Below are 5183 nucleotides of genomic sequence, written 5' to 3' on the forward strand. Positions count from 1 at the left end.
CTTACACACCGCGGGACAAGGGCTGGATAATACCGCAGGACGCTTAGCGGCAGGCAACCGCCTGCACCTCGACGCCGGACAACTGACGAACCAGCAAGGAGAGATCCAAGCCTTCGGCGATATTCAGGCAAACGTCACGGGGCCGCTCGATAATCGTCAGGGCGCGTTACGTAGCCAAGGCGATTTACGCGTGACTATTGCGCAGTCGCTGAATAATGACTCGGGACTGCTTTCCTCTGGGCAGCAACTGGTGGTGCAGGGGGCGTCCGATTCGATAATCAATAACGACGCGGGGACCTTGGTCGCCGACCAGCGTTTACAGATAGGCGTAGGCTCGCTAAGCGGTGTTGGCGACCTGTTGTCACATCGTGGGATGGAACTCGTTTTCGATAAGCGCTTTCTCCATCGTGGGCGGATGATTGCGAAGGGGGATATTACCGCGTCGTTTCATCAGGGGGTCGATAACCAAGGCCTACTCAGCGCCGGCGGCGTGATGACTCTGCGACTCCCTGAGCTGATTAATCAGCAACGCGGTGAGATCAGCGCCGGTCAAACCGATATCCAGGCGCACAATACCCTGCATAATCGGGGACTGATTGATGGCGGATTGACACTTATTCGCGCCGGACGGCTCGATAATCTTGCGGGAGGGCGGCTTTATGGCGACCACTTGGCGATAGAGACCCAGACCTTTACGCAGCGTCAAGAGGCAGGCTTGGCACCGATTACCGCGGCCCGTCAGCATCTTTCGATCGCCACACATAGCCTCAATAATCTCGCAAGCAGTCTCATTTTTAGTGCCGGAGAACTTATGGTCGGCGCCAAGCTTGATGCACAGCGCCGTGCGCAGGGCGAGGCGGCTGTACTACTCAATACCAGCGCTACCCTCGAATCATTGGGCGCAATGACGCTAAACAGTCAGGTGATCATTAACCATAACGAGACCTTAACCACCGCCTTAGTCGAGACCGAAAACGCGGCACACCATGAAGCGGCGCTCAGCGGCTCTGCGCAACGCTATGATTGGCAGGAGGTTGATACAAGCTATAAAAATAAGTACGGGGTCCACACGGCAAAAATGCCTGATGGCTCGCGGGGGGAGGATTTTTATGAGTATCAATTTCAGCGTACCGTCCTCGAAACCCAGATCGTAAAAAGTGACCCCGGCAAAATCATCGCAGGGGGCGATTTAACGATCACCAGTCAACAGGTGACCAACCAAGATAGTATCGTGATGGCGGGCGGCAGCTTACTGGGCATTATCGGTTCGCTGAGTAATCTGGTGACCTGGGGCGAGCGGATCACCACCGATATCGGCACAGTCACCCGTTGGTATGCGAAGAAAAAATCTGGGATTTTTGGCACCGTCACCAGCCAAGGCAAGCGCAGCAGCGGTTACGCGCCTTCCCCCACAATAAATACCCTCGATTTTCAGCAACTGCGTTGGCAAGCACACAGCAGCGCGCAGAGCAGTGGTCAGGCTATCGATGAACGCACTTCACCCGCGATCCCGCCCGAGGCGGGGGGGGCACGCCCCCTCGATAACGAGGTACTGCAACAGCCCAATGCTAATCAGGCCATCCACCAGGTCGTGAGCGCAACCGGGAAGGCGATTCACTTTATTCCTGCTAATGTGACGGTGCCGGATAATGCCCTGTATCAGTTACGCCCGGCAGCCGATGTGCCGTTCTTAATTGAAACCGACCCTCGCTTTACCCAGTCTACACAGTTTCTCAGCAGTGACCGGGTGTTTGACCAACTTGAGTGGTCGCAGGGGCGACTGGCTAAGCGCTTGGGGGATGGGTTTTATGAGCAAGCCTTGGTCCGTGAACAGATAACCGCCTTAACCGGCAGCCGTTTCCTACAAGGTTTTGATAATGACGCGCAGCAATATCGCGCGTTACTCGATGCCGGAGTGGCTTTCGCTCAGCGTTTTCACCTCACCCCGGGGATTGCCTTAACCGCCGAACAGATGGCGCAACTGACCAGCGATATGGTGTGGCTCGTTCAGCAAGAGGTCACGCTCGCGGACGGTTCGCGGCATAAGGTGTTAGTGCCCCAAGTTTACGCGCAGGTCCAGAGTGGCGATGTCACTCGCCAAGGCGGACTACTCTCCGCTCGGCAGACGCAATTACAACTCACTGGCGATCTGGTGAACAGTGGCAGCCTGATTGGCCGCGAGCTGACACAGATAACGGCTGAAAATATCACCAATCGTGGTGATATGATGGGGCGTGACATGAGGTTGACCGCGCTCAGCGATATCGCCAACCTGGGCGGGCGACTGCAAGCCGAACAGAGCCTCTCTGTGTTGGCGGGACGGAATATCACCAGTCAAACAGTGATGGCGGGAGAGGGCGATAATCGTTGGCGTGATCGTCCTGCCTCGATTTATGTGCAAGATGACGGCGGGGACTTAAGGTTACACGCCCAGCATAACCTCACCTTGGCAGGCAGTCTGGTCCAAAATAAGGGGCAAGGCGGCCATACTCAGTTATCGGCAGGCAATGATCTGCAACTGACCACCGTGACGACCTCGAGCCATGAGTCGACAGACTGGGGGAAAGGTAACGATCGACGCGTTAACCAGACGAGCGAGCAGGGCAGCCAGGTTGAGGGGAAGGGTCAGATAACGCTATTAGCCGGCCGAGATATCAGCCTGCAAGCGGCGAAGGTGAGTGCGGGCGACGCCCTAAGCCTGACGGCGGGGCGCGATCTCACGCTAACGAGTGGTCAGTCGCAACAGACGGTGACTGAGAATAGCCAGCAACGTAGCGCCGGGTGGTTATCCAGCAAAACGCAGACGCGCCATGATAGCGTTTCGACGACGCAGGCGTTAAGCAGTGCGGTGGAAGGCGAGCAGGTCCGTCTGCAGGCGGGACATGATCTGAGCTTAGTGGGCAGTCGTGCCATTGGGTCGCAGCAGGTAGTCCTGCAAGCCGGTAACGCCCTGAGCTTGACGCAGGCACAGAACAGTCGCCAAGAACGCCATCGCTACCAAGAAAAACGTAAGGGGTTATCGGGCACCGGCGGGATCGGGTTCAGTTACGGTCAACAGACACAACGTTCCACGGATGAAGGACGCTCGATAAGCCATCTTGGCAGCTTAGTGGGCAGCAGCGAAGGCAGTGTAAGCTTGGCGGCAGGCAAGGGGTTGACCCTCACTGGCTCCGAGCTGTTGGCGAAACGCGATATACACTTAGCCGCCAAAAACGTTACCGTCTCGGCCAGTGAACAGCACAGCACCCAACGCCACGTTGCTGAGCAAAAAAGCAGTGGCTTAACCCTTGCGCTCTCCGGTAGCGTTGGGACATTAGTTAATCAAGCCGTTACCCAAGCGAGCTCCGCGAGCGAGGAGAGCTCTGGGCGTTTAGCGGCGTTAAAAGGCGTACAGTCGGCCTTGACCGGGGTCCAAGCCACTCAAGCGGTGCAGGGTAACGCGGTCAGTGCCGAGTCACCGTGGAGTATGGCGGGGATTAATCTCTCTTGGGGCAGCCAATCGTCGAGTTCAACCCAGACCCAGACCACGCAGCAACACCAAGCCAGCCAACTGACAGCGGGCAATAATATAACGATGACCGCCCACGATGGCGATATCCGCGTTGCGGGTAGCGGCTTACAAGCCGGCCGGGATATCACCCTTGAGGCCACGCGCGATGTGCTGCTGGCGTCGGCGAAAGACCGTCAGCACGTCAGCGGAAAAAATAGCAGTCAGGGCGGCGCTTTTGGTATTGGCATTAACTTTGGGGGCGGAGACAATGGGATTTCCGTGAATGCCAGCGTCAATACGGCGAAGGGGCGCGAGCAGGGTAATACGATTTCCCATCGTGAAACGACCCTCGATGCCGGTGAAAAGCTGAGTATCGTCAGTGGTCGGGATACCCATCTTACGGGCGCGCAGGTGAGCGGTCACACTATTGAGATGATGGTAGGGCGTGATTTGACGCTGACCAGCGAGCAAGATACCGATAATTACGCTTCCGCTCAGAATAGCGCCAGCGTCGGGGGCAGCGCGAGTATGGGCGGCGGTTCTTTCTCGCTGAACCTCTCGCGCGATAAAATCGACAGTACTTACGCATCGGTACAGGAGCAAACAGGGATTTTCGCCGGCCAAGGAGGATTTACCATTGAGGTGGGCAAGCACACCCAATTACAGGGCGCAGTCATCGGTTCCACCGCTGCTGCCGAGAATAATCGTCTACATACCGGCACGCTTGGGTTTGAGGATATTCGTAATCATGCGCAGTATAAGGTCGAACACCAAAGTGTCGGCCTAAGCACGGGAGGCGACCCGACCAGTCAACTGCTCAATAATGCCGCGACCTCGTTACTGGTGGGGGCTGATGGCTCGGGCAGTGCTGAGTCGGTGACCCATTCGGCGATAAGCCAGGGAACGCTTGTGGTGCGTAACCTTGATGAGCAGTCACAATCTCTATCCTCGCTGAGTCGCGATGCAGAAAACGCTCACCAGACACTCAGTCCGATATTCGATAAGGAAAAGGAGCAAAACCGCTTACGCGAAGCACAATTGATTAGCAGTATTGGGGCCCAAGCGGCGAATATCGCCGAGACGCAGGGCAAGCTTTCGGCGGTAAAAACGGCGAAAGAGAAAATCGCCCAGCTGACCCCCGAGCAGCAGGAGAGTATTAAAACGCAGTGGCTGGACCAACATCCCGGTCAACAACTTGACGAGCGTACTCTGGCAGAGTTCACTTATCAGCAATTTTATCAGCAGGCGATAAACGACTCGGGCTTAGGTGTCGGCGGCAGTGTTCAGCGAGCCATCCAAGCGGCGACTGCGGCAGTGCAGGGCCTTGCTGGCGGGGATATTGGCAGTGCGTTAGCGGGCGGGGCCGCGCCTTATATTGCTAACGTCATTGGCCAAAGTCGTCTTGATACGCTCGGCAAGCAGTTAGCCCATGCCACGGTGAATGCGGCGCTGGCCGCGGCACAAGGTAAGGATCCCTTAGCCTTGGCGGCCGGGGCCACCAGTGCAGAGCTAGTGGGGATTATCGCCAGCCAAGGCTTTGGTAAAGAGGCCAATCAGCTTAGCGAGGACGAAAAGCAGACGGTCAGCGCCCTAGCGACCCTTGCCGCCGGTTTGGCGGGCGGGTTAGTCGGCGGCGATATGGCCAGCGCCATGGCAGGGATGCAGGCGGGGAAGGTGACGGTTGAGAATAACT

Annotated in this window: 1 protein-coding gene; it reads left to right on the forward strand. The window is 57.1% G+C overall.

What is annotated here, in order from left to right:
* Window positions 1-5183 (forward strand): hemagglutinin repeat-containing protein (locus BMX14_RS16220; protein WP_177173200.1); only part of this gene is annotated, 5183 nt, incomplete at both ends.

The sequence above is a fragment of the Rosenbergiella nectarea genome (assembly GCF_900111105.1).
Taxonomy (GTDB): Bacteria; Pseudomonadota; Gammaproteobacteria; order Enterobacterales; family Enterobacteriaceae; genus Rosenbergiella; species Rosenbergiella nectarea.